Source organism: Citrobacter sp. wls717 (assembly GCF_005280955.1).
GTDB classification, from domain to species: domain Bacteria; phylum Pseudomonadota; class Gammaproteobacteria; order Enterobacterales; family Enterobacteriaceae; genus Citrobacter; species Citrobacter werkmanii.
The window spans coordinates 1-25,478 of record NZ_SZWW01000011.1; the positions used below are offsets into that span (position 1 = coordinate 1).

At 53.2% G+C, this 25,478-nt stretch carries 20 protein-coding genes and 1 riboswitch; of the genes, 9 read left to right on the forward strand and 11 right to left on the reverse strand.

The features are described from left to right. Nucleotides 1-231: 231 nt before the first annotated feature. Nucleotides 232-1,083 carry a glutamate racemase gene (gene murI, locus FDX09_RS08850; RefSeq protein ID WP_038636091.1) on the reverse strand — a complete coding sequence of 284 codons (852 nt, stop codon included), beginning with the start codon at nucleotides 1,081-1,083 and terminating at the stop codon, nucleotides 232-234. After that, a complete protein-coding gene (gene btuB / locus FDX09_RS08855; protein ID WP_137347071.1) occupies nucleotides 1,028-2,866 on the reverse strand; it encodes a TonB-dependent vitamin B12 receptor BtuB in 1,839 nt (612 codons plus the stop codon). Before btuB ends, murI begins: the two co-directional genes overlap by 56 nt. Before the next feature lie 64 nt (nucleotides 2,867-2,930). Beyond that, a riboswitch (cobalamin riboswitch) is annotated at nucleotides 2,931-3,118 on the reverse strand. A 115-nt stretch (nucleotides 3,119-3,233) separates the two neighbouring features. On the opposite strand from btuB, the gene trmA reads away from it, so the two are divergent. After that, nucleotides 3,234-4,334 carry a tRNA (uridine(54)-C5)-methyltransferase TrmA gene (trmA, locus tag FDX09_RS08860; protein ID WP_137347072.1) on the forward strand — a complete coding sequence of 367 codons (1,101 nt, stop codon included), beginning with the start codon at nucleotides 3,234-3,236 and terminating at the stop codon, nucleotides 4,332-4,334. A 36-nt stretch (nucleotides 4,335-4,370) separates the two neighbouring features. Here the strand turns inward: trmA and FDX09_RS08865 are convergent, their stop codons facing one another. Both FDX09_RS08865 and fabR read right to left on the reverse strand, forming a co-directional pair. Next, complete coding sequence (locus FDX09_RS08865) at nucleotides 4,371-4,730, reverse strand: YijD family membrane protein (RefSeq protein ID WP_038636082.1); 360 nt, start codon at nucleotides 4,728-4,730, stop codon at nucleotides 4,371-4,373. 15 nt (nucleotides 4,731-4,745) lie between these two features. Beyond that, nucleotides 4,746-5,381, reverse strand: a complete 636-nt coding sequence (fabR, locus tag FDX09_RS08870; RefSeq protein WP_003028862.1) for an HTH-type transcriptional repressor FabR — start codon at nucleotides 5,379-5,381, stop codon at nucleotides 4,746-4,748. A 191-nt stretch (nucleotides 5,382-5,572) separates the two neighbouring features. Here fabR and sthA point away from each other — a divergent pair, with 191 nt between their 5' ends. Continuing rightward, nucleotides 5,573-6,973: a Si-specific NAD(P)(+) transhydrogenase gene (gene sthA, locus FDX09_RS08875; RefSeq protein ID WP_032940238.1), complete on the forward strand. Its 1,401-nt coding sequence runs from the start codon at nucleotides 5,573-5,575 to the stop codon at nucleotides 6,971-6,973. Here the strand turns inward: sthA and oxyR are convergent. The 4 genes from oxyR to argC all read right to left on the reverse strand — a co-directional run bounded on the left by oxyR (nucleotide 6,956) and on the right by argC (nucleotide 11,451). Continuing rightward, nucleotides 6,956-7,873, reverse strand: coding sequence for a DNA-binding transcriptional regulator OxyR (oxyR, locus tag FDX09_RS08880; protein ID WP_038636079.1), 918 nt, complete (start codon nucleotides 7,871-7,873; stop codon nucleotides 6,956-6,958). The genes sthA and oxyR overlap by 18 nt on opposite strands. A gap of 298 nt (nucleotides 7,874-8,171) precedes the next feature. Beyond that, a complete protein-coding gene (gene argH, locus FDX09_RS08885) occupies nucleotides 8,172-9,545 on the reverse strand; it encodes an argininosuccinate lyase (RefSeq protein WP_137347073.1) in 1,374 nt (457 codons plus the stop codon). 117 nt (nucleotides 9,546-9,662) lie between these two features. Beyond that, the gene (argB, locus tag FDX09_RS08890) at nucleotides 9,663-10,436 is read right to left on the reverse strand and encodes an acetylglutamate kinase (RefSeq protein WP_038636072.1); all 774 of its coding nucleotides are present in this window, start codon (nucleotides 10,434-10,436) and stop codon (nucleotides 9,663-9,665) included. 10 nt (nucleotides 10,437-10,446) lie between these two features. Further along, on the reverse strand, nucleotides 10,447-11,451 hold the full coding sequence (gene argC / locus FDX09_RS08895) for an N-acetyl-gamma-glutamyl-phosphate reductase (protein ID WP_085049753.1): 1,005 nt from the start codon (nucleotides 11,449-11,451) through the stop codon (nucleotides 10,447-10,449). A gap of 155 nt (nucleotides 11,452-11,606) precedes the next feature. On the opposite strand from argC, the gene argE reads away from it, so the two are divergent. The 6 genes from argE (at nucleotide 11,607) to FDX09_RS08930 (ending at nucleotide 20,603) form a co-directional block, all read left to right on the forward strand. Continuing rightward, nucleotides 11,607-12,758, forward strand: coding sequence for an acetylornithine deacetylase (gene argE, locus FDX09_RS08900; RefSeq protein ID WP_038636066.1), 1,152 nt, complete (start codon nucleotides 11,607-11,609; stop codon nucleotides 12,756-12,758). Nucleotides 12,759-13,036: 278 nt separating this feature from the next. After that, complete coding sequence (ppc, locus tag FDX09_RS08905) at nucleotides 13,037-15,688, forward strand: phosphoenolpyruvate carboxylase (RefSeq protein ID WP_042313352.1); 2,652 nt, start codon at nucleotides 13,037-13,039, stop codon at nucleotides 15,686-15,688. A gap of 211 nt (nucleotides 15,689-15,899) precedes the next feature. Continuing rightward, nucleotides 15,900-17,633, forward strand: a complete 1,734-nt coding sequence (locus FDX09_RS08910; RefSeq protein ID WP_137347074.1) for a phosphoethanolamine transferase CptA — start codon at nucleotides 15,900-15,902, stop codon at nucleotides 17,631-17,633. 85 nt (nucleotides 17,634-17,718) lie between these two features. Then, nucleotides 17,719-18,579: an AraC family transcriptional regulator gene (locus FDX09_RS08920; RefSeq protein ID WP_137347075.1), complete on the forward strand. Its 861-nt coding sequence runs from the start codon at nucleotides 17,719-17,721 to the stop codon at nucleotides 18,577-18,579. 245 nt (nucleotides 18,580-18,824) lie between these two features. Continuing rightward, nucleotides 18,825-19,487, forward strand: a complete 663-nt coding sequence (fsa, locus tag FDX09_RS08925; RefSeq protein ID WP_085653175.1) for a fructose-6-phosphate aldolase — start codon at nucleotides 18,825-18,827, stop codon at nucleotides 19,485-19,487. Between the two features lie 12 nt (nucleotides 19,488-19,499). Next, nucleotides 19,500-20,603, forward strand: a complete 1,104-nt coding sequence (locus tag FDX09_RS08930) for a glycerol dehydrogenase (protein WP_137347076.1) — start codon at nucleotides 19,500-19,502, stop codon at nucleotides 20,601-20,603. Nucleotides 20,604-20,688: 85 nt separating this feature from the next. Here FDX09_RS08930 and katG read toward each other — a convergent pair whose 3' ends face one another. The 3 genes from katG to FDX09_RS08945 all read right to left on the reverse strand — a co-directional run bounded on the left by katG (nucleotide 20,689) and on the right by FDX09_RS08945 (nucleotide 24,990). Further along, nucleotides 20,689-22,869 carry a catalase/peroxidase HPI gene (katG, locus tag FDX09_RS08935; RefSeq protein WP_042313364.1) on the reverse strand — a complete coding sequence of 727 codons (2,181 nt, stop codon included), beginning with the start codon at nucleotides 22,867-22,869 and terminating at the stop codon, nucleotides 20,689-20,691. A 167-nt stretch (nucleotides 22,870-23,036) separates the two neighbouring features. Further along, nucleotides 23,037-23,924, reverse strand: a complete 888-nt coding sequence (gene metF / locus FDX09_RS08940) for a methylenetetrahydrofolate reductase (protein ID WP_038636049.1) — start codon at nucleotides 23,922-23,924, stop codon at nucleotides 23,037-23,039. Between the two features lie 157 nt (nucleotides 23,925-24,081). After that, nucleotides 24,082-24,990 (reverse strand): LysR family transcriptional regulator, encoded by a 909-nt coding sequence (locus tag FDX09_RS08945; protein ID WP_137347077.1) that lies wholly within the window; start codon nucleotides 24,988-24,990, stop codon nucleotides 24,082-24,084. An 89-nt stretch (nucleotides 24,991-25,079) separates the two neighbouring features. Between FDX09_RS08945 and FDX09_RS08950 the strand changes: the two genes are divergently transcribed. Continuing rightward, on the forward strand, nucleotides 25,080-25,457 hold the full coding sequence (locus tag FDX09_RS08950; RefSeq protein WP_061382562.1) for a carboxymuconolactone decarboxylase family protein: 378 nt from the start codon (nucleotides 25,080-25,082) through the stop codon (nucleotides 25,455-25,457). Nucleotides 25,458-25,478 lie beyond the last annotated feature (21 nt).

Here is a 25,478-nt window from a genome sequence, read left to right on the forward strand (position 1 = left end):
CGACGCGCTTTGGCGCTCTGTCGCGAGGTCCCGTATATTACGTTTTCCTCATTCAGAGTCAAGCATTTATTTTTGCTTTTCTCTCCGGGATTCTCACTGGAACCCCGCTGACCCGGCGGCGTGTAATCCGTTGTTCCGTGTCAGTGGAGGCGCATTATAGGGAGTTATTTCAGGCTGACAAGGGGAAATTCAAAATAATCTTCCGAGTGCGCATTTTTTCATCAAAACCGATTAAACCGCCAGTTTTTCGAGCGTTTTGAAGCCATAACGTTGCAGCACGGGCAATAATTGTTCGGCTTCTGTCGTCATCGCCATACAGAATGCGACATTCTCATCGGTTGATTTCGCGTCGGGCGCTTCATGTTCTAATAACCAGGCCGTGCGACGCGCAATCGCGGCCCCCGAATCCACCAGTCGCGTCCCCTCGGGCAGGACCTGTAAAAGTTCTTCCTGTAATAGAGGGAAATGAGTGCAGCCCAGCACCACCGTGTCGGGTGGTTCCGACATCCGCAGCCACGGACGTAGAATGCGGCGCAACTCCTCCAGAGAGACCGTTTCGCCGTGCAGCTTCGCTTCCGCCAGTTCTACCAGCTCGGCAGACCCCAACATCGCAATCTGACATTCGTTAGCAAACCGCGCAATCAACTCATGGGTATACGACCGCTTCACCGTCGCACGTGTAGCCAGCAGTCCCACAACGCCATTCGCCGTGAGTCGCGCCGCCGGTTTAATAGCAGGAACGACGCCTACAACCGGGAAGGCAAATTTCGCACGTAATGCAGGAAGCGACACAGTGCTTGCGGTATTACACGCGATGACCGCAAGAGAGAGTGGATAGCGCTGCTGGACCGCAGTCACAATCTCAACAACACGCTCGACGATAAATTCCTCGCTCTTCTCACCATAAGGAAAGGCGACGTTATCAAAAGCGTATATATAGTGGAGATCCGGCAGGAGACTGCGGATCTCATTGTAGACCGACAACCCACCGACGCCGGAATCAAACACCAGCACGGTGGGACGTGGATCAGAAGGTGTAGCTGCCAGACAAGGTGTATTCCCGCCCTGCAGTTGCGTAGCCATAAACTGTCTCGTAATCTTTATCGAACAGGTTGGCGATTTTACCACGAACAGTCAGCTGTGAGGTGATTGGATATGCCACTGTCAGATCCCACAGGCTCACTCCCCCCATTTTTACCGGCTGATTGGTGACGAAGTCCGTGTCATAACGCGTTCCCAGATAATGATAGGTCAGGCCCCAGTCAAAATCGTAAACCTGCCAGTCAAGCTGGTACTTCACCTGCTGTTTAGAACGACGCGCCAGTGGTTTATCGGTAATCGCATTTCGTGCATCAACGTAATCGTAGCTCAGGGTGTGCGCCAGCGGCCCGGTATCAAAGTTTGCTGTCGCTTCGACACCTTTAATACGTACTTTGCCTTCGTTAAAGTATTTCTCGGTATGTGGGTCGTAATCGATCATGTTATCGATATCGTTGCGATATCCTGACAAACGCCAGTTCACATCCGCCGTCAGCCCTTCAAACGCCCCTTCCCACTGCTTACTCTCTTCAGGATCCAGATTCGAATTGCCGTAATAGCCATGCAACTGCCCGAGATTTGGTGCTTTGTAGGAAGTACCGTAGGAGGCAATAAAGCGATAACCTTCAATAAACTCCCATCCGGCGCTGGTTTGCCATGTACCATGGCGACCAAACTCGGAGTTATCATCACTGCGCGCCGCACCTTCAAAGGTAAAGTCACCCAGTTGCTGCAACCCGGTGAGATAGAGGCCAGTGTTACGCTGGTCGTAACCGTCCGTGACATACGCGGTGCCAGGCTCCGTAGTTTGCTTTTGCCAGTCGACGCCCGCGCCCACATTACCGTGGCCAACCACCATACTGTTCGACCACTGAACATTATATTGCTTCATCTCATCCAGCGTGGCCGAGGAGTTATAGCGGCCATAATCCGGATCATAGTTGTAGTCTTTACTGTGGCTATAGCTGGAAACCAGCTGTGACTGGATAATTTCACCATTGAAGCGCAGTCCGGCATCCCAGCTTTGGCTATAGAGTTTTCGGGTATCGACCAGTGGTGAGTTCGGAGAATAGTACGAATCGTAATTCGTGCGGTTATCATAGCCGTAGCCGCGAACAAACCCGCTCCAGGTGTCAGAGAAATTGTGTTCCAGCGCGCCATATAGCGTCTTACTTAAGAAGCCGTCTTTGTCGGGTTGAGCCTGAGAGCCAGTACTACCGTAAGCCACGACATCAAAGCCTTTGGTATAGGCATAATCGCCCATCAACGTGACACGCGTATTTTCACCTAACTGTTGTTGGGTTGAGACATCGTAATTCTGGTAGCCATTGCTTCCCACGCCAGCGGTCAGTTCCGTCCCCGGCTTTTCGCGCGTCGTAATGATATTCACCACGCCGCCGATCGCATCAGAACCATAAATAGCCGAACGCGGCCCACGAATGTACTCAATACGTTGTACCAACGATACCGGGAACTGGCTAAGATCGGCTGCGCCGCTAACCCCTGCCAGGTTCAGACGCACACCATCAATCAGCACCAGAACATGGCTGGCGTTGGTGCCGCGAATAGAAATAGACGAATTTTGTCCCATACCACCGTATTGGGCGATATCCACGCCTGGCAAGCGACGAAGCACATCATTCACGGAGGTAGATTGCCAGCGGTCGATATCCTGACGCGTAACAACGGTGATAGGAGCAAGTACTGCGCTACGAGGCTGCTGAAAACGGTTGGCAGTGACGACGAGAGTATCTGGGCTAGCATCCTGTGCCCAACCAGAAAATGCCGTGACGGAAAGCGCCGTCCACAGCAACGATTTTTTAATCATTGTAAAGCATCCACAATATAAGAAGGATGCCGCAGGTCCCACCGATAGTACGCGATGATGAAAACCAGATGCGACGTTAGCCGGCAGGTCTTCGGGCTTGGAGGCGACTTAAAGAGACGATGACTTCCCACGGCAAGCCGCAGTGTCTGCACCAGGTGCGCTCATCTCCTACCTTCCTTACCGCTGCGCGTCAGCTCCAGATTCACACTGGATTCCCTTTTAACTCACAGGACCGGAAAACGGATGCTACAGTTTGTTACAACCCACTGTCCAGACTGTGTATCACAATATCGGAAATCATCAATGACTGGACATCTGTTGAGCAATCCCTACAATCCCCGCGTACTTTTATTTTTCAGGACGCATCATGACCCCCGAACATCTTCCGACAGAACAGTACGACGCGCAGTTAGCTGAAAAAGTGGTGCGTCTGCAGAGCTTAATGACACCGTTTTATGCACAGGCTCCGGAAGTGTTTCGCTCACCGGTCAGTCACTACCGTATGCGTGCCGAATTCCGGCTGTGGCATGACGGTGATGACCTGTACCACATCATGTTCGATCAACAGACGAAAAGCCGTATTCGCGTCGACAGTTTCCCGGCGGCCAGCGAGCTTATCAACACGCTGATGACGGCAATGATTGAAGGGGTACGCAACAACCGTGTCCTGCGCCACAAACTGTTCCAGATTGATTACCTCACCACCCTGAGCGATCAAGCGGTCGTCTCGATGCTGTACCATAAAAAGCTGGATGACGAATGGCGTCATGAAGCCGAAGCGCTACGGGACGCGCTGCGTGCGCAAAACCTGAACGTGCATCTGATTGGCCGGGCTACCAAAACCAAAATCGAGCTGGACCAGGACTATATTGACGAACGCTTGCCGGTCGCAGGTAAAGAGATCATCTACCGCCAGGTTGAGAACAGCTTCACCCAGCCCAATGCCGCGATGAATATTCAGATGCTGGAATGGGCGATTGATGTCACCAAAGATTCCCAGGGCGACCTGCTTGAGCTGTACTGCGGTAATGGCAACTTCTCATTAGCGCTGGCGCAAAATTTCAACCGCGTGCTGGCGACTGAAATCGCCAAACCATCCGTGGCGGCTGCCCAGTACAACATTGCGGCTAACCATATTGATAACGTACAAATTATCCGCATGGCGGCAGAAGAGTTTACTCAGGCGATGAATGGGGTTCGCGAGTTCAACCGTTTGCAGGGGATCGATCTGAAGAGCTACCAGTGTGAAACCATTTTCGTTGACCCACCGCGTAGCGGTCTGGACAGCGAAACGGAGAAAATGGTGCAGGCGTATCCGCGTATTCTGTACATCTCCTGCAACCCGGAGACGCTGTGTAAGAATCTGGAAACGTTAAGCCAGACGCACAATGTTTCACGTCTGGCTCTGTTCGATCAGTTCCCGTATACGTACCATATGGAGTGTGGCGTGTTACTGACCGCGAAGTAAGTGATGTCCTGGCCGGGCTTGCCCGGCCTACAAATATTATTCCGCAATTTCCTGCTTACGGTTACGCACTTTAACGCCGATCCAGAACACCAGAATCACCGACAGTACCGCCGGGAAGAAGTTAGAACCAATATCCGGATATTCAGCGCGTACCACGGTGCTGTACAACAGAACACCGAGAATAAAACAGGCGGCGGCCAGGCCTGGTAGCCCCACAGGCATGGTGCGGTTCTGATAGCGTTGATGCAGACAATAAACCGTCAGCACCAGCGAAATAATCGGGAATACTGAGAATGGCACAATGGAGCTAAACAGCGCCGCAAATGTGCCATTGATCGATAAGCCAGCAACCAGCGCCAGCAGCAGCGTACCTTTATCTTGACCTGACTGTTTCATTGCTCGTCCTTCTCGTTACTCGGAGTGGTGCGTCATCTTCTCTTGTTCACGGCGGTACCAATAAAATGCGCCTTTCGCAATCATGCGTAGTTGCAATACCAGCCGCTCTTCCAGCTGTCGACGCTGTTCAGCGCCAACATCCAGTGCTTCTGCCCCGGCGCTGAACACAATCGTTACCATGGCTTCGGCCTGCGCTTCAGTAAACGCACGGGGCATATGGTTTTCGAGTTCCAGATAGTCCGCAAGTTCCGCAATGAAGTGCTGAATTTCACGTGCGACCGCTGCACGAAACGCTGCGGAGGTTCCCGAACGCTCGCGCAATAATAAACGGAAGGCGTTGGGATTGTTGCCGATGAATTCCATAAATGTTGAGACCGAGGTACGGATCACACTCCCACCTTTGGCGATACGCTGACGCGCCTGACGCATCAACTGACGCAGCATCAGACCACTTTCGTCCACCATCGTCAGCCCGAGCTCATCCACATCGCGGAAATGGCGATAAAACGAGGTTGGCGCAATGCCCGCTTCACGAGCAACTTCTCGTAAACTGAGACTGGCAAAACTACGCTCAGCACTGAGTTGACTAAATGCAGCCTCTACCAGCGAACGCCGGGTTTTCTCTTTTTGTTGCGCTCTAACGCCCATCACGATGTCTGAATCCTTCCACATACCTTGCTGGCACTATACCAGAGATTAGGCGGTTGGCATGGCTTTGTTAATGATTGTTTACGCGCAGTTTGTGCTTCGACTTCGCAAAAAAGCACAACGATAATTGGGTTATCCTGACAACGATGTTACTATTCTGTTGCTTTTATGTATAAGAACAGGTAAGCCTGACCATGTCACATTCCTACGATTACGATGCAATAGTAATAGGTTCCGGTCCCGGCGGCGAAGGCGCTGCAATGGGTCTGGTTAAACAGGGAGCGCGCGTCGCGGTGATTGAGCGCTATCATAACGTCGGCGGAGGCTGTACCCACTGGGGCACCATCCCGTCGAAAGCACTCCGCCACGCCGTCAGCCGTATTATTGAATTCAATCAGAACCCACTTTACAGCGACCATTCCCGACTTCTCCGTTCTTCCTTCGCCGATATTCTCAACCATGCTGATAACGTGATTAATCAGCAAACGCGCATGCGGCAAGGTTTTTACGAGCGTAATCACTGCGAGATTTTGCAGGGAAATGCCCGTTTTGTTGACGAACACACTATCGCCCTGGAATGCCACGACGGCACGGTGGAAACGCTGACCGCGGATAAGTTCGTGATCGCCTGCGGTTCACGCCCTTATCGCCCTGTTGACGTCGACTTTTCGCATCCCCGGATTTATGACAGCGACTCCATCCTGAGTCTGCACCACGAACCTCGCCACGTTCTGATTTATGGCGCAGGGGTTATTGGCTGTGAATATGCGTCGATCTTCCGTGGAATGGACGTCAAAGTTGATTTAATCAACACCCGCGATCGTCTGCTGGCGTTCCTTGATCAAGAGATGTCCGACTCGCTCTCTTACCACTTCTGGAACAGCGGTGTGGTTATTCGCCACAACGAAGAGTACGAGAAGATTGAAGGTTGCGATGACGGCGTCATCATGCACCTGAAATCCGGTAAAAAACTGAAGGCTGACTGTCTGCTGTACGCCAATGGCCGCACCGGTAATACCGATTCGCTGGCGCTGGAAAATATTGGCCTGAAAACCGACAGCCGTGGGCAGCTCAAAGTGAATAGCATGTACCAGACGGCACTGCCGCACGTGTATGCCGTAGGGGATGTGATCGGCTATCCGAGTCTGGCATCGGCGGCCTACGATCAGGGACGCATTGCCGCCCAGGCACTGGTGAAAGGCGAAGCCACCGCGCATCTGATCGAAGATATCCCAACCGGGATTTATACCATTCCTGAAATCAGCTCCGTTGGTAAAACCGAGCAGCAGCTTACGGCGATGAAAGTCCCATACGAAGTTGGCCGCGCCCAGTTTAAACATCTGGCACGTGCGCAAATCGTGGGCATGAGTGTCGGCACGTTGAAGATTCTGTTCCATCGCGAAACCAAAGAGATTCTGGGGATCCACTGCTTTGGGGAACGCGCGGCCGAAATTATTCACATCGGTCAGGCGATAATGGAGCAAAAAGGTGGTGGTAACACCATTGAGTACTTCGTTAACACCACCTTTAACTACCCAACCATGGCGGAAGCCTATCGGGTAGCGGCGCTAAATGGCTTAAACCGCCTGTTTTAACGCGCTGTCGAAATGGCCATCCATTGATCCACGGATGGCCTCTGCCAGCTGTTCATAACGGCTGCGCAGCGGCGAACCTGGACGATACACCAGGCCAATCGTGCGGCGCGGTTCTGGCTTAATGCATGGCAGATAGACAACACCATCACGCTTGCGCTCCGACGGAACAGCCAGCGCAGGCAGTAACGTAATACCGCTACCTGCCGCCACCATATTGCGCAGCGTTTCCAGACTGGTTGCCCGGAAATGGGTATCTTCATCAGCACCTGCTTCAAAGCAGAAGCCCATGGCCTGATCGCGCAGGCAATGGCCGTCTTCCAGCATCAGCAGTTTTTCACCCGCCAGATCGGACATCGGTACACAGTCACGGTTTGCCCATGGATGATCTTCATAGATCGCCAGCATCATAGGCTCATCAAATAACGGTACTTCGATGAATGCCTCACTCTCTTTCACCAACGCCAGAATCACGCAGTCGAGCTTACCGCTATCCAGTTGCGCCAATAGTTGATGCGTCTGCGCCTCATGCAGATACATTTCCAGTTTTGGGAAGGTCTGGTGCAACATAGGAATAATATGCGGCAGCAGGTATGGCCCCACCGTTGGGATCAAACCAATATGCAGCGGGCCAGACATCGTCTCGCCTTGTTGGCTTGCCATCTCCTTGAGCACTTTGACCTCGCGCAGCACGGTGCGCGCCTGATCCACCAGCAGCAGACCTGCCTGAGTGAACAGCACCTTGCGACTCGTACGCTCCAGCAACATGACGCCCAGCTCATCTTCAAGCTTACGGATCTGCCCGCTCAGCGTTGGCTGGCTCACGTGGCAGGAGTCTGCCGCCCGTCGGAAGTGACGATGTTCGGCAAGCGCCACCAGGTATTCAAGATCACGAATATTCATTATTCATCCTCCATCGCCACGATAGTTCGTAGCGATAGGTAGCATAGCAACGAACGATTATCCCTATCAAGCATTCTGTTTAATAATGCACCACAGAAACGGAACGGTACCCCTTTAACCCTTGAAGCTACTGTCCGTTTAGAGAGTTTCTCTCATACTCGAAATAACTAAAGCCAACGTGAACTTTTGCGGACCTTGCGTCCGCATTTTTTTTGCATAAAAAAGCCCGGCGAGATGCCAGGCTCTGATCACTGTTTGCCTGATGGCGCTATGCTTATCAGACCTACAAAGACAAAAGTTACGCCAGACGCGCCTTCGCGTAATCAATCGCCTGTGCGACCTGCTGTGGCGACACGCCGCCTTTCGCCGCACGTTTGTCCAGACACGATTGTAGAGAAAGGATCGGGTAAACGTCATCGCCAATGACCGAACTGAACTTCTGTAAGTCGGTCAGCGACAACGATTCCAGCGGTTTGCCCTGGCGAATCGCCTCAACCACCGTTTCACCCACAATGTGGTGCGCTTCGCGGAACGGCACGCCTTTCGCTACCAGATAATCCGCCAACTCAGTGGCGTTGGCATAACCCTGCTGCGCCGCTTCCTGACAACGCGGACGTTTCACCTGAATGCCATCCAGCACCAGCGCGGCCATATGCAGACAATCCAGCCAGGTGTCGAGCGCATCGAACAGCCCTTCTTTGTCTTCCTGCATATCTTTGTTATACGCCAGCGGTAGACCTTTTAAGGTCATCATCATCCCGGTCAACGCACCCTGCACGCGACCGCATTTACCACGGATTAATTCCAGCGCATCCGGGTTTTTCTTCTGCGGCATCAGGGATGAACCAGAGGTCACTCGATCGGACAGCTCGACAAAGCCTGCTTCACCGGTATTAAAGAAAATCAGGTCTTCAGCAAAACGCGACAAGTGCACCATGCCGATAGAAGCGTCGGAGAGTAACTCCAGCACGTGGTCACGATCGGAAACGCTGTCCAGACTGTTGCGCGTTGCCGAAGCAAAGCCCAGCCAGCCGGCCAGTTGTTCGCGATCGATTTCATATGCCGTACCCGCCAGCGCGCCGCAGCCCAGAGGACTGACATCCAGACGCTTAAGCGCATCCTGCAGACGGCTCTCATCACGCGCCAGCATTTCGACATAAGCCAGGCACCAGTGAGCAAACGTCACCGGCTGCGCACGTTGCAGGTGGGTGTAACCCGGCATAACGGCGTCCTGGTTATTCTCCGCCGTCACCACCAGCGCACTTTGCAACTGACGGTTGGCAGAGAGTAATTCAATAACCATGTCTTTACACCACAGTTTAAGGTCGGTCGCGACCTGATCATTACGGCTACGCCCGGTATGCAGTTTTTTACCAAGCTGGCCGACTTTATCAATCAGCTTACCTTCCACCCAACTGTGAATATCTTCGGCATCGCTTTGCAGGATCTGTTGCGGGTTGGCACGCACCTCTTCCAGCAGCGTGTTCAGCGCCTCTTCCAGTTGCAGCTGTTCATCAGCAGTCAGTACGCCGACCGTTACCAACGCTTTGGACCAGGCCACAGAGCCGACAATATCCTGTTCTGCCAGGCGGTAGTCAAAACGCAACGAGTCGTTGAACTGTTTGAACCGCTGATCTGCTGCCTGTGTAAAACGCCCACCCCAAAGTGCCATAACATGCTTCCTTAAATTCTTTTAATTTCAATGCCGGATGGCGCTACGCTTATCCGGCCTGCAGGTTCTGTTCACGTAGGCCCGATAAGGCGTAGCCGCCATCGGGCATACAAATACTTAAGCCAGAATACGGGTACCGATCGGTGTGCCGTTAAACAACGCCGGGAGTTGCTCTGCATGACGCCAGGAGGCGATATCCACCGGGCGGCCCAGCGTGCGCGCGGCATCCAGCGCCGCATTGACCTTCACGATCATGCCATCGGTAATAATTCCCTGGTCGATCAACTGCTCCGCTTTCGCGGCGGTCATTTCGGCAATACGCTGACCTTTACCATCCAGAATACCGCTCACGTCTGAGAGCAGGATCAGATCCGCCCCCAACGTTGCCGCCAGCGCTGTTGCCGCCTGATCGGCGTTAACGTTCATCAGCAGTCCATCTTCAGTGACGCCGATGGAGCTGACCACCGGCAGAAAACCGCTTGCCAGCAGCGTGTTAATTAGCTTAGGCGAACCCGGTTGCGCGAGTCCAACATGACCCAGCTCTTTATCGAGCGGCGTCACTTTTACGCTGTCGCCATCGCCAAGATACAGGCCCACAGAGGCGATTTGATGTTTTTTCGCCCAGGCCAGTAAGGTTTTATTCGCCGTACCCGCCAGGGCGCCAGTGATAATATCTATCTGATCGGCAGGAGTGACGCGCAGGCCGTTTTTCTTTTTGACCGGCAGATTCAACTGCTTCATTAGCTCATCAACCACGCAGCCGCCGCCGTGCACAATAATCAGCGGACGCTGATGCGACTCACGATAATTCACCAGTGCGGTAAACAGTCGCTCCAGCGCCTCTTCGCTATCCAGTAAAACGCCGCCCAGCTTGATAATTAATGGATTCATTGTTGCACCCTTAAATAAGAGACTGCGTTTCAGCAAAGCCGAAACGGATATTTGCGCACTGCATCGCCTGTGCCGCCGCGCCTTTTAATAAGTTATCTTCGGTCGCCACCACGATCAGATGCTCTCCCTGCACGGCAAACCCGATATCACAAAACGGTAAGCCCACCACATTCTTCAGAGCCGGAACGCCTTTGTCGTACAGACGTACCAGTGGTTTATCGCCATAGGCTTGTTGCAGTGTCTGGGCCACCTGCGCATGGGTTACGCCCGCTTTCAGACGGCAGGTGATCGTTTCCAGAATTCCGCGCGGGAAGTTCCCCAGATGCGGAGTGAAGATCACTTCCGCGCCGAGGTGAGTTGCGATTTCCGGCTGATGACGATGGGTAAACACGCCATAGGGCTGCAGGCTCACTTCGCAAAAGCTGTTCGAGATAGCCGCTTTACGGCCTGCCCCACTGACGCCGCTGGTCGCATTAATCACCGGCCACTGGCTGAGATCCAGCAGTCCGCCGTCAATCAGTGGTTTCAGCGACAACTGCGCCGCCGTCGGATAACAACCCGGTACGGCAACCAGATTCGCTTCTTTCAGTTGCTCTGCGCTCCACTCCGCCAGACCGTACACCGCCTGCTCCAGCAGTTCGGGGTGCTGATGGGTAAAGCCATAATATTTTTCATAGAACGCGCTATCGTTAACACGAAACGCGCCTGAAAGATCAAACACCACACATCCGGCCTGCAGAAACTGCGGGGCCAGGTCATGACTGACCTCATGCGCTGTGGCGAGGAACACAATGTCCACCCCTGCGCTAAACTCGCTGATATCCGACATTGGCTGCAACGGTAAATCGACAATGCCTTTCAACTGCGGATGCAAATCGGAGATGAGTTTTCCTGCATCATTGCTTTGCGCTGAGACGGTCAAAGCGGTTATGTTCATATCAGGATGGCGATTTACATAGGTCACAAGCTCTGCGCCGGCATAGCCGCTGGCGCCCACAATCAGCGTATTCAACATCGGGGCAGCTCACCTTCTTAGATTCTGTTGCCAGGTATAAGCCTTTATCACCTCACCTTACACTTGGTGGGTTTTATTACGCTCAACGTTAATGTATTTTTATTCATAAATACTGCATGAATATTGATACTATCATGACCCGAGGTGTGTCAACAATGAAAAACAATTTACCGCCATTTATCGAGATTTACCGCGCTCTGATTGCCACGCCATCGATTAGCGCCACCGAAGAAGCACTGGATCAAAGCAATGCAGGTTTAATCACTCTGCTGGCGGGCTGGTTCAAAGATTTAGGCTTCAATGTAGAGGTTCAGCCGGTCCCCGATACGCGCAATAAATTCAATATGCTGGCGAGCATTGGACAAGGGGCTGGCGGTCTGTTGTTAGCGGGTCATACCGATACCGTGCCGTTTGACGACGGACGCTGGACGCGCGATCCGTTCACCCTGACAGAGCATGACAATAAGCTCTACGGCCTGGGTACGGCAGATATGAAAGGCTTCTTCGCGTTTATCCTCGACGCGCTGCGCGACGTCGACGTAGCGAAGCTGAAAAAGCCCCTCTACATTTTGGCCACTGCCGACGAAGAGACCAGCATGGCGGGGGCGCGCTACTTTTCTGAAACCACCGCTCTGCGCCCGGACTGTGCGATCATTGGCGAACCCACCTCCCTGCAGCCGGTGCGTGCGCACAAAGGGCATATCTCTAATGCAATTCGCATTTTGGGGCAGTCGGGTCACTCAAGCGATCCAGCGCGTGGCGTCAATGCGATTGAACTCATGCATGATGCTATCGGCCATATCATGACTCTGCGCGATGACCTGAAAGAACGCTATCACCATGACGCTTTTACCGTTCCGTACCCGACGTTAAATTTGGGTCATATCCACGGTGGCGACGCCGCCAACCGAATCTGCGCCTGCTGCGAGCTGCATATGGATATTCGCCCGCTGCCCGGCATGACGCTCAACGATCTTAATGGCTTACTTAACGATGCGCTGGCCCCTGTCAGCGAGCGTTGGCCGGGTCGCCTGACGGTGTCGGAACTGCATCCGCCTATTCCTGGCTATGAGTGTCCGCCAGACCATCAGTTGGTTGAAGTCGTCGAAAAACTGCTGGGAGCGCAAACGGAAGTGGTGAACTACTGCACTGAAGCGCCGTTTATCCAGACGCTTTGCCCGACGCTGGTGTTGGGCCCAGGCTCCATTAATCAGGCACATCAGCCAGATGAATACCTGGAAACACGTTTTATTAAGCCAACTCGCGAATTGATCACCCAGGTTGTGCATCATTTCTGCTGGCATTAATCGTTTATAACCTTGCTCATCCTTCGCGGTGAGCAAGGTCATTTATTAACATTTTCATAAGCACAGCTTATTTGATTCGATGTGAATTAAATAACGTAAATTCCCGCCATTTTTTCGTTTGCTGAACCGATTTCGCAGCAATTGACGTCACGAGTTTTACGTGGCTTTATAAAAGACGGCAAAAAAATTAAGTCCGAAAAATTTCACGTTGCAGCAGTGTTGACGGCGGCGCGAAAGATACAGGACATTTACAAAAGAGATGGGGTGTCTGGGTAAATATGAACGAACAATATTCCGCGTTGCGTAGTAATGTCAGTATGCTCGGCAAAGTGCTGGGAGAGACCATTAAGGATGCGCTGGGAGAGCACATTCTTGATCGCGTAGAAACAATCCGTAAGCTGTCCAAATCATCCCGCGCTGGCAATGAAGTCAATCGCCAGGAGCTACTTACGACGCTGCAAAACCTGTCTAACGACGAACTGCTGCCGGTTGCCCGTGCGTTTAGCCAGTTCCTGAACCTGGCCAACACCGCCGAGCAATACCACAGCATTTCGCCCAAAGGCGAAGCAGCCAGCAACCCGGAAGTGATTGCTCGCACTCTGCGTAAATTGAAAGACCAGCCCAATCTCGATGAAGCCACCATCAAAAAAGCCGTGGAGTCACTCTCCCTGGAGCTGGTTCTGACTGCCCACCCGACAGAAATCACCCGTCGTACGTTGATCCATAAAATGGGTGAAGTAAACGCCTGTCTCAAACAGCTTGATAACAAAGATCTCGTCGATTATGAACGCCATCAACTGATGCGCCGTCTGCGCCAGTTGATTGCCCAGTCGTGGCATACGGATGAGATCCGCAAGATACGCCCAAGCCCGGTTGATGAAGCCAAATGGGGCTTCGCCGTGGTCGAAAACAGCCTGTGGGAAGGCGTGCCGAACTATCTGCGCGAACTGAACGAACAGTTAGAAGAGAATCTGGGTTATAAGCTGCCCGTTGATTTTGTTCCGGTTCGCTTTACCTCCTGGATGGGCGGCGACCGTGACGGCAACCCGAACGTGACGGCGGATATCACCCGTCACGTGCTATTGCTCAGCCGTTGGAAAGCCACCGACCTGTTCCTGAAAGACATTCAGTTTCTGATCTCTGAACTGTCGATGGTGGATGCCACGCCGGAACTGCTGGCGCTGGTCGGCGAAGAAGGCGCAGCAGAACCATACCGTTATCTGATGAAAACCCTGCGTTCACGTCTGATGGCAACTCAAGCCTGGCTGGAAGCCCGCCTGAAAGGCGAGAAATTACCGAAACCTGCCGGCCTTCTCACCCAAAACGAACAGCTCTGGGATCCGCTGTACGCGTGTTACCAGTCTCTGCAAGCCTGTGGCATGGGCATCATCGCCAATGGCGAACTGCTCGACACCTTGCGCCGCGTGAAATGTTTCGGCGTGCCGCTGGTACGTATTGATATTCGTCAGGAAAGCACCCGCCACACTGAAGCGCTGGGCGAACTGACCCGGTATCTGGGCATTGGCGACTACGAAAACTGGTCAGAAGCGGATAAACAGGCTTTCTTGATCCGCGAACTGAACTCCAAGCGTCCGCTTCTGCCACGTAACTGGGAACCAAGCAATGACACCCGCGAAGTGCTCGACACCTGCCGCGTCATTGCCGAAGCTCCGTATGGCTCCATTGCCGCCTATGTTATCTCTATGGCGAAAACGCCGTCCGATGTATTGGCCGTACATCTGCTGCTGAAAGAAGCCGGGATCGGTTTTGCTATGCCGGTTGCGCCGCTGTTTGAAACATTGGACGACCTCAACAATGCTGATGACGTCATGTCCCAGCTCTTGAATATTGACTGGTACCGCGGCTTTATTCAGGGCAAACAGATGGTCATGATTGGCTACTCTGACTCCGCAAAAGACGCGGGGGTGATGGCGGCCTCCTGGGCGCAATATCAGGCTCAGGACGCGCTGATCAAAACGTGTGAAAAAGCCGGCATCGAGCTGACGCTGTTCCATGGCCGCGGTGGTTCCATTGGCCGCGGCGGCGCGCCTGCGCATGCCGCACTGCTTTCTCAACCGCCTGGCAGCCTGAAAGGTGGCCTGCGCGTGACGGAACAAGGTGAGATGATCCGCTTTAAGTATGGCCTGCCGGAAGTGACCATCAGCAGCCTGTCGCTATATACCGCAGCCATCCTTGAGGCCAACCTGTTACCGCCGCCAGAGCCGAAGGATAACTGGCGCCATATCATGGATGAGCTTTCTGATATCTCGTGTGAGCTCTACCGTGGATATGTACGTGAAAACAAAGACTTCGTCCCTTACTTCCGCTCCGCAACCCCAGAGCAGGAACTGGGTAAATTGCCGCTCGGCTCACGTCCGGCAAAACGCCGCCCGACTGGTGGGGTAGAGTCTCTGCGCGCCATTCCATGGATCTTTGCCTGGACGCAGAACCGCCTGATGCTCCCGGCATGGCTGGGGGCAGGCACCGCGCTGCAAAAAGTGGTGGAAGACGGTAAGCAAAGCGAACTCGAAGCAATGTGCCGCGACTGGCCATTCTTCTCCACACGCCTTGGCATGCTGGAAATGGTTTTCGCTAAAGCAGACCTGTGGCTGGCTGAATACTACGATCAACGTCTGGTCAAAAAAGAGTTGTGGCCGCTCGGCGAAGAACTGCGTCAGCGCCTGGAAGCAGATATCGACGTCGTGCTGGCGATTGCCAATGACTCACATTTGATGGCCGACCTGCCGTGGATTGCCGAGTCCATCCAGTTAAGGAATGTTTATACCGATCCGCTGAACGTTTTACAGGCAGAGCTGTTACACCGCTCGCGCCTGGCGGAAGAGCAAGGCAATGCGCCAGATCCACGCGTTGAACAAGCGCTGATGGTAACCATCGCAGGTGTTGCTGCCGGTATGCGCAATACAGGCTAACGTCCCCCTCCCGTCGCCTTCGTGCTATTGCGCGAAGGCGACATCAAAAATCGCTGTTATAACAGCTTCATTTTCAATATATTCCCGCCTGAATTTATTCATTTAATGAATGGATCATCAACAAAACGCGTTTTTTAACATCGCGACGCTTCAGTTCCTCTTAATATTTACCCGCTACTCTTGGCGACACGATTAAAGACAGGCTCACACTATGCAATCCTTACAACCCCAGTCTAAACCTGCATTTAGCTGGAAAGCCCTGGGTTGGGCGCTCCTCTATTTTTGGTTTTTTTCCTCATTACTGCAGGCCGTTATCTACTTTAGCGGCTACAGCGGATCTACCGGTTTACGCGACTCCTTGCTATTCAGTTCGCTGTGGTTGATTCCGGTATTTTTATTTCCAAACCGTATCCGTATTATTGCTGCCGTTATTGGTGTCATGCTATGGGCTGCCTCGTTGGCCGCTCTGAGCTATTACGTCATCTACGGGCAAGAGTTCTCGCAAAGCGTTCTGTACGTAATGTTCGAAACCAATGCGAACGAAGCCAGCGAATATCTGAGCCAATATTTCAGTCTGAAGATTGTGTTAATCGCGCTGGCGTATACGGCAATGGCGATTCTGCTGTGGACGCGTCTGCGCCCTGTTCATATTCCATCGCCCTGGCGCTATCTGGTGTCGTTTGCGCTGTTATATGGCTTGATTCTGCACCCAATGGCGGTTAACACGTTCATCAAACATAAACCGTTTGAAAAAACGTTGGATGGTCTCGCTTCGCGTATGGAGCCCGCCGCGCCATGGCAATTTATCTCCGGGTATTATCAGTATCGCCAGCAGTTAACCGCACTGAATAGCCTGCTGAATGAAAACAATGCCCTGCCTCCGCTGGCCAACTTTAAAGACCATTCCGGTGACGCGCCACGCACATTAGTGCTGGTGATTGGTGAGTCAACGCAGCGTGGTCGTATGAGCCTGTATGGTTACCCGCGTGAAACCACACCGGAACTGGATGCGCTGCATAAAACCGATCCTAACTTCACCGTTTTCAATAATGTCGTGACCTCACGTCCGTATACCATTGAAATCCTGCAGCAGGCGCTGACCTTTGCCAACGAGAAGAACCCGGATCTGTATCTGACCCAGCCATCCCTGATGAACATGATGAAACAGGCGGGTTATAAAACCTTCTGGATCACCAATCAGCAGACAATGACTGCCCGCAACACCATGCTGACGGTATTCTCTAAGCAGACAGATAAGCAGTTCTATATGAACCAGCAGCGTACGCAAAGCGCACGCGAGTATGACAGCAATGTGCTGGCGCCATTTAAAGAAGTCCTGGCCGACCCGGCGCCGAAAAAATTCATCATCGTTCACCTGCTGGGTACCCATATTAAGTATAAATTCCGTTATCCGGATGGTCAGGGCAAGTTCGACAACAATATCGACAATGTTCCTCCTGGCCTGGGTAATGATGAGCTGGAAGCCTACAACGATTACGACAGCGCGAATGTCTACAATGACCACATCATTGCCAGCCTGATCAAAGACTACAAAGTGACCGATCCGAACGGTTTCCTGTTGTACTTCTCCGATCACGGTGAAGAGGTGTACGACACGCCGCCGCATAAAACGCAGGGCCGTAATGAAGACAATCCGACACGCCATATGTATACGGTGCCGTTCTTATTGTGGACCTCGGAAAAATGGCAGGCCGCGCACCCTCGGGATTTCTCACAGGATGTGAATCGTAAATACAGCAGCTCAGAGCTAATCCATACCTGGTCTGATTTAGCGGGCTTCACTTACGATGGCTTCGATCCAACGCGTTCCATTACCAGCCCACAGTTTAAAGAGACGACTCGCTGGATTGGCAATCCATACAAGAAGAATGCCCTGATTGATTACGATACCTTGCCTTACGGCGATCAAATCGGTAATCAATAATCCTACAAAGGCCACTCTTTAAGAGTGGCCTTTTTTTATGATGGCGGTTACTGTTCTCCCTGTCTGCTGCCTGCAAGGGATTAACATGTATCACGACATCAGCCATCTTCTCGCCCGCCTGATTAACGGCCCTACACCGCTGCGCCAGATTTACTTTGCCAGCACCAGTAGCTCAACGCCGGAACTGGCATATCAGGTTGATTTTCCCCGGCTGGAGATTGTGCTGGAAGGGGATCTCACCGATCAGGGTATTACCGGCGCAGTCGCGACGTTACTACCTGGCGATGTCCTGTTCGTTCCGGCCGGCGGCTGGAACTTTCCGCAATGGCTCACACCGGTCACCACGCTCAGCATTCTGTTCAGCAAGCAGCAGTTGGGTTTCAACGTCGTTCAGTGGGACGGCAAGCAATATCAAAACCTCGCCAGGCAGCATGTCGCACGGCGTGGACCGCGTATTGGCTCTTTCCTGCTGCAAACGCTTGATGAAATACAGATGCAGCCGCAGGAGCAGCAAACGGCCAGGCTAATCGTCGCGAGCTTGCTGAGCCACTGTCGCGATCTGCTCGGCAGCCAAATACAGACCGCGTCGCGCAGTCAGGCGCTGTTCGAAGCCATTCGCGACTATATTGACGAACGCTACGCTTCACCGCTGACCCGGGAATCGGTGGCGCAAGCGTTCTACATCTCGCCCAATTACCTCTCCCACCTGTTTCAAAAAACGGGCGCAATCGGTTTTAACGAATACCTGAACCACACGCGGCTTGAACACGCGAAGACGCTACTGAAGGGTTACGAGCTGAAGATCAAAGACGTGGCGCACACCTGTGGGTTTGTTGACAGCAACTACTTCTGCCGCCTGTTTCGCAAGAATACCGAACGTTCCCCCTCAGAATATCGTCGGCAATATCACAGCCAGTTGACGGAGAAAGCGATCCATCAGCAATAAAGAAGACAAAAATAATATTAACTGGATTTTTGTAATATAAGAAATGAACTCATAACCCACATCACCTTAATAAAACCCGCCTGATACTGACATGTGAAGTAAGTCTCACTTTTGTCGATACATTACATTTATCCAGCTTTTGGCAGATTTGTCAGATAGCGCCATGCGGCGAAACACTCTTATCCTGTGCACAACAACGCATTCCGGCAACGGGCTGCTCACGCAAAATTAAGAGGATGTTTTGTATGGAACTTTACCTTGATACCGCCAACGTCGCGGAAGTCGAACGTCTGGCCCGCATCTTTCCTATCGCTGGCGTAACCACTAACCCAAGCATTGTGGCGGCAAGCAAAGAATCCATCTGGGATGTGCTGCCGCGCCTGCAAAACGCCATTGGCGAAGAGGGCATTCTTTTTGCCCAAACCATGAGCCGCGACGCGCAGGGGATGGTGGAAGAAGCCAAACGTCTGAGCAATGCCGTACCGGGTATCGTAGTGAAAATCCCCGTCACTGCTGAAGGTCTGGCCGCCATCAGGTTACTGAAAAGAGAGGGTATCACCACCCTGGGAACCGCCGTGTACAGTGCTTCGCAAGGTCTACTGGCCGCGCTGGCTGGCGCAAAATATATCGCGCCATACGTTAACCGCATTGACGCTCAGGGCGGCGACGGGATCCGCACAGTACAGGAACTGCAAACGCTACTGGAGCTACATGCGCCAAACAGCATGGTACTGGCGGCCAGCTTTAAAACCCCGCGTCAGGCGCTCGATTGCTTACTGGCAGGATGTGAAGCAATTACCCTGCCCTTAGACGTAGCGCAACAAATGCTCAATACCCCTGCGGTAGAGTCAGCAATAGAGAAGTTTGAGCAGGACTGGAACAACGCATTTGGTCACATCAACCTGTGAGGGAAATAAAGTATGGATCGCATTATTCAATCACCTGGTAAGTACATCCAGGGTGCCGATGTTATTACCCGTCTTGGCAGCTACCTCAAACCACTGGCAGCACGCTGGCTGGTTGTTGGGGACAAGTTTGTCTTAGGCTTCGCACAGTCCGCACTGGAAAAAAGCTTCCAGGATGCCGGACTGGCGCTGGAGATCGCGCCTTTTGGCGGCGAATGTTCGCAAAACGAAATCGACCGTTTGCGCGGCGTGGCGGAAAAAGCGCAGTGTGGCGCAGTACTCGGTATTGGCGGCGGGAAAACGCTGGATACCGCCAAAGCGCTGGCGCACTTTATGGGCGTGCCTGTCGCCATTACGCCAACCATCGCCTCTACCGATGCACCGTGCAGCGCGCTGTCCGTCATTTACACCGATGCGGGTGAATTCGATCGCTATCTGCTACTGCCGAACAACCCGGACAGGGTCATTGTGGATACTAAAATAGTCGCGGGCGCACCAGCGCGTCTGTTAGCCGCAGGCATCGGCGATGCGCTGGCGACATGGTTCGAAGCACGCGCTTGTTCACGCAGCGGCGCAACCACCATGGCGGGTGGTCAGTGCACCCAGGCGGCGCTGGCTCTGGCTGAACTGTGCTTTAATACGTTGATAGAAGAAGGTGAAAAAGCGATGCTGGCAGCCGAGCAGCACGTGGTTACGCCTGCGCTGGAGCGCGTTATTGAGGCCAATACCTATCTGAGCGGCGTCGGTTTTGAAAGCGGTGGTCTGGCAGCGGCTCACGCCATTCATAACGGCCTGACGGCGATCCCGGATGCGCATCATTACTACCACGGCGAAAAAGTGGCGTTTGGTACGCTGACGCAATTGGTGCTGGAAAACGCGCCGGTCGATGAAATCGAAACCGTGGCGGCGCTGTGTCATTCCGTTGGACTACCGATTACTCTGGCGCAACTGGACATCAAACAGGATATCCCGGCGAAAATGCGCATTGTGGCAGAAGCTGCCTGTGCTGAAGGCGAAACCATCCACAACATGCCTGGCGGCGCAACGCCGGATCAGGTGTATGCCGCATTGCTGGTCGCTGACCAGTATGGGCAGCGTTATCTGCAAGAGTGGGAATAACCTGCCAATAAAAAATCCCCGCAATTGCGGGGATTTTTTATTCATACCATGCTGGATACGCGCAAGCGCCATCCGGCGTTTTTGTTTACAGCAGATCGAAACGATCCAGGTTCATCACTTTCACCCATGCCGCCACAAAGTCCTTCACGAACTTCTCGTGCGCATCGCTGCAGGCATAAACTTCAGCCACTGCACGCAGTACAGAGTTAGAACCAAACACCAGATCGGCGCGAGTTGCGGTGTATTTTACTTCGCCGCTCAGACGGTCACGACCTTCAAACAGCTCTTGTGACTCATCAACCGCTTTCCATTCGTAACGCATATCCAGCAAATTGACGAAGAAGTCAGTGCTGAGTACGCCAGGACGATCGGTAAAGACGCCGTGCTGACTACCATCGAAGTTGGTGCCCAGTACGCGCATACCACCCACCAGCACGGTCATTTCCGGTGCGGTTAGCGTCAGCTGCTGTGCTTTATCGATCAGCAGTGACTCAGTGGTTGATACGTCAGGGCGAGAACGATAGTTACGGAAGCCGTCCGCAATTGGCTTGAGCAGTTCAAACATCTCAATATCCGTTTGATCCTGACGCGCATCCACGCGGCCCGGCGCAAAAGGAACATTGATGCTGACACCCGCAGCGCTTGCGGCCTGCTCCACGCCTACGACGCCAGCCAGCACGATAATATCGGCCAACGACGCGGTATGGGCTGATTTATAGATACCCTCTAACACGGGCAGTACGCGTGCTGCGGTAGCATTCACATCCCAACCACGCTGCGGGTCGAGCGCCAGACGAGCGCCATTCGCGCCGCCACGTTTATCCCCACCACGGAAGGTTGATGCAGAAGCCCATGCCACCGAAACCAGCTCGCCTACTGACAGCCCGGAAGCCGCAATGGTCGCCTTCAGGTTAAGAATATCTTCTTCGCTTGGGTTGAAGAACGCATGCGGCAGCGGATCTTGCCAAATCAGATCTTCTTTTGGCACTTCCGGTCCGATGTAACGCGCTTTCGGCCCCATATCGCGGTGCGTCAGTTTAAACCACGCACGGGCAAAGGCTTCGTTGAACGCCTGCGGATCGTTAAGGAAACGACGAGAGATCTTTTCGAACTCAGGATCGAAACGCAGCGTCAGGTCGGTGACCAGCATCGTCGGCTTGCGTTTTTTCTCAGGATCAAACGGATCGGGGATAATCTCCGGCGCATCCACCGCTTCGAACTGGATAGCGCCTGCCGGACTGCGAGTCTGGACCCACTCATATTTGAACAGGTTCTCGAAGAAATAGTTGCTCCACTGGGTCGGCGTTTGCGTCCAGACCACTTCCAGGCCGGAAGTAATCGCGTCTGCACCCGCGCCACTACCATAGCTGCTGGCCCAGCCTAAGCCTTGCGCTTCAATCGGCGCGGATTCAGGATCGGCCCCAACGTGGGAAGCTGCTGCTGCGCCGTGGGTTTTACCTAACGTATGACCGCCGCCAATCAGCGCCACGGTTTCTTCGTCGTTCATTCCCATGTTACCGAAGGTCGCGCGAATCGCCGCGGCCGCAGAAAGCGGTTCGCCGCTATGATCCGGCCCTTCCGGGTTCACATAGATAAGACCCATTTCGGTTGCGCCCAGCGGCGCTTTTGCCAGTTCTTCCGGGTGACGGTGGGTCAGCCAGGCTTTTTCATCACCCCAGTTTACGTCGAGATCCGGTTCCCAGACATCTTCACGACCCGCGCCAAAACCGAAGGTACGGAAGCCGGAGTTTTCCAGCGCCACGTTGCCCGCGAGGATAAACAGGTCGGCCCAGGAGATTTTCTGGCCATATTTCTGCTTGATTGGCCACAGCAGACGACGCGCTTTATCCAGGCTGACGTTGTCCGGCCAGGAGTTCAGTGGTGCAAAACGCTGTTGTCCGCGACCCGCGCCACCGCGTCCATCGATGGAACGATAGGTCCCTGCCCCGTGCCATGCCATACGGATAAACAAACCGGCATAAGAGCCCCAGTCAGCAGGCCACCACGGTTGAGATTCGGACAGAAGGGCTCTGAGATCCCCTTTCAGGGCAGAATAGTCAAGTTTGCTAAATTCTTTGCGGTAGTCGAAGTCCTCACCCAGCGGGTTCGAACGATTGGAATGTTGGTTCAAAAGATCAACGCGGAGTTGATTAGGCCACCAGTCGCGGTTACTTCTTCCTGCTCCCGCGCTGTGATCCGGCCCGCCCTGATGGAAAGGACACTTACCGGCAGTTGATGCGTTCTGGCTATCGTCGGACATGCTCATCTATATGCTCCCTTTACAGTGTTATGACTACGATATACACCACCAAAGATTAGATATAGTCGAAATAACCCACAGATTCGATAGCCAGATCCTTTTATATTTTTAGTTACAGAGATGTAGATCAAAATGATCAATAAAAAACCCTCCGCAGAGGGCTGACGTACTGATTATGCCGGTCTTACTCCCAGCGTGTGACAAATTGCGTAGCTCATTTCGGCGCGATTGAGAGTATAGAAATGGAAATCTTTCACCCCTTCGCGGCTGAGAATTTTCACCATATCCATGGCAATGTTTGCGCCCACCAGCTTGCGGGTTTCCGCATCGTCATCCAGGCCAGCAAACATAGTCGACATCCATGCCGGAATGCGGACGTTGGTCATGTCGGCAAATTTTTTCGCCTGTTTAAAGTTAGATACCGGCAGGATGCCCGGAATAATTTCCACATCGATACCCGCAGAAACGCAGCGATCGCGGAAACGCAGATAGCTTTCTACATCGAAGAAAAATTGGGTGATCGCGCGGTTCGCACCGGCATCAACCTTACGCTTCAGGTTCAGCAGATCGGCCTGAGCGCTCTTCGCTTCCGGGTGCACTTCCGGGTAAGCCGCAACGGAGATATCAAAGTCCGCAACGTCTTTCAGCAGAGTCACCAGGTCAGAGGCATACATATCCGGTTTACCGCTTCCCGGCGGCAGGTCACCGCGCAGGGCAACAATATGACGAATACCGTTATTCCAGTAGTCCTGAGCAATAGTACGCAGCTCATCGCGGGTCGCATCAATACAGGTCAGGTGCGGCGCCGCTTCAAGCCCGGTGCGATCCTTGATCCCTTTAATAATGCTATGCGTGCGGTCGCGCTCACCAGAGTTTGCACCGTAAGTGACTGAAACAAACTTCGGCTTCAGGCTGCTCAGGCGATCGATAGAGTTCCACAGGGTTTGCTCCATTTCACTGGTGCGCGGCGGGAAAAATTCGAAAGAAACGTTAATCTGCCCCTGTACTTCGGCCAGACTCTGATTCAGCGCTTCCCGCTGGTTGGCGTGAAAAAAGCTCATACCTTACCTCATCAATCTTTTGTCGTTATATGTTGTGTTGTGAACTGCTATACGTTTAGACGTCTAGATGTAAAAATGACGGAAAAGCACGCTGGCGTCAACACAAAAATCATCGTTAAAGGTGAGGAATACTCAGTCAACGTGAAAATAATTCACATCAACCTGAAAGGCCGAGGGATTGGTTCACAACCGTCTGCAACCACTGCAACGTTGCTTCGCTCTCAGGCAGCATTACCAGTCCCACGTGGATACGCAATTCGGAATCGGTAAGCGGCAGAAATATCACGCCCTGACGCTGGATAGCGGAAAAGGAGGCTGGGAGTAAACTCAGACCGTCGCCATGCGCGATCCGCGCCAGCAGCACGTCATGTTCCAGCGGCTCTTCAATACAGGCTGGAGAGTAACCGGCGCGGCGAAAAATATGTCGGGTGTAATCAAAAAAGGCAGGATTCCGTTCGCGTTTAAACCAGAACAGTGGTCGGTGGTTCAGCGTCGTTAATGAGAGTGACGGCAGGCTCGCCTCTGGCCAGATCGCGGGTAATGCGGCAATCATCGGCTCTTGCCAGCCGAGTGGCATGACGGTAAGCCCGGGAGTCTCAAGCGGTAACGCCACCAGCGCTGCATCCAGTTTTCCCCGACGAACCTGACGCACCAGCTCAGGCGAACCATGACGAACAATATGTAGCCTCTCCGTACGCTCGTGTAGCTGCGATTCAAGCGGAGCAAAAACACCTTGTTCAAACGCCGTACTTAGCCCCAGGCACAGAGAGTGCTCCCCAACTTGCGCTAACTGGCTCAACGTCGCGCAGGTTTCTTCGTACATCGTCAGCACTGGGCGCACTATTTCAAGTACGCGCAGACCGTCTTCCGTCAGCGTCAGCCCACGGGTATGACGGACAAAAAGCGTCATCCCCAGACGTTCTTCAAGCTGGCGAATGTGGCGACTCAGCGGCGGCTGCGACATAAATAAACGTTGCGCCGCCCGGCTCATATTGTTCTCTTCCGCTACTACGGAAAAGTAACGCAGCAGACGAATATCCAGAGAGTGCAAAGGCGATGTTGTCATACCAAAAAGGTATCACGGAAACGGTATTATCCCAATCATTCTGCACGCTCTATCCTCAGGCTATATACCAGACAAATGAGGAAGAGATTATGCATTCAGAACGCTTTATTACCGGTCAGAAGATGCTGCAAAAAGTGGATGGTAAAGGGGGCGATGCGGTCATCGAAAGTCTGCAAGATATTGCGCCAGACTTCGCCCGCTACCTGCTTGAATTTCCTTTTGGCGACATCTATTCAAGACCGGGTCTGGATTTACGCAGTAGAGAGATTGCTACCGTCGCGGCGTTAACGGCGCTGGGTAATGCCGCCCCGCAGTTGAAAGTGCATATTGGCGCGGCATTACACGTTGGCTTAACACAGGATGAGATCGTAGAAGTAATTATGCAGATGGCCGTATACGCTGGCTTTCCGGCCGCGTTGAATGGTCTGTTCGCCGCGAAAGAGGTGTTTGCCTCCCACAGAGGCTAAACAACAGGCCAGCGGCTTGTC